General features: G+C 77.9%; 1 protein-coding gene. It reads right to left on the bottom strand.

All coding sequences use genetic code 11. The features are described from left to right. On the bottom strand, positions 1–240 hold a 240-nt coding region (locus G3I41_RS29675), incomplete at both ends, for an ABC transporter permease subunit (RefSeq protein WP_164403585.1).

Genomic DNA, 240 nt, shown 5'->3' with positions numbered 1-240 from the left:
AGGAGCAGCAGGACGAGGACGCACGCCTGGAGTACGGGGAGGTCCTGGGCGACTGCGGCGGCCAGGGCGGTGGAGCCGAGGCCCGGGATGGCGTAGAGGTTCTCGACGGCGACGGCCCCGCCGGTGAGCCCGACCACGGTCAGCCCGATCTGCGGCAGTAGGCCGGGCAGGGTGCGGCGCAGCGCGTGGCGGGCGGTGCGGTGGGCGGGCAGGCCGTGGGCGGTGGCGGCGCGCGCCCAG

It is taken from the genome of Streptomyces sp. SID9727 (genome assembly GCF_010550605.1).
GTDB lineage: Bacteria > Actinomycetota > Actinomycetes > Streptomycetales > Streptomycetaceae > Streptomyces.
This window is presented reverse-complemented; position numbering and strand designations above follow the sequence as displayed.